This is a genomic window from Salifodinibacter halophilus (genome assembly GCA_012999515.1).
Taxonomy (GTDB): Bacteria; Pseudomonadota; Gammaproteobacteria; order Nevskiales; family Salinisphaeraceae; genus Salifodinibacter; species Salifodinibacter halophilus.
Window position 1 is genome coordinate 1 of the sequence record JABEEB010000073.1, and the last position, 342, is coordinate 342.

Genomic DNA, 342 nt, shown 5'->3' on the forward strand with positions numbered 1-342 from the left:
CGCGCACCCCGTCGACATCGTCGAAGCGGAGATTTCGGGCATGGCGAAGCGGGACGACGGCTGGCTGGAGAGCTTCGAGTTCGAAGACGGCACCGTCCGCGAGTACAAAGGCGGCTTCGCCATGTACGGCTCGAACTACAACACGACGCTGTTCGAGGCGCTCGACGTGGACCTCGTCGACGCCGTCGAAATCGACGCGTCCGACCCGGAACGAGCCAGCGGCGCGGTCGGCAACTACCGGCCACAGCGCGAACTGCTCGTCCTCCGCGGGGGGACGAACGCGCTCAATCGATTCGCCGTCGAACAGCCGCGAATAGACGTGCTCGCCCGCCATGGGCCGGG

At 67.0% G+C, this 342-nt stretch carries 1 pseudogene; it reads left to right on the top strand.

The window, feature by feature from the left end:
• The first annotated feature begins 154 nt into the window (after positions 1–154).
• Positions 155–342 (top strand): annotated as a pseudogene (locus HKX41_10740) (ribonuclease P).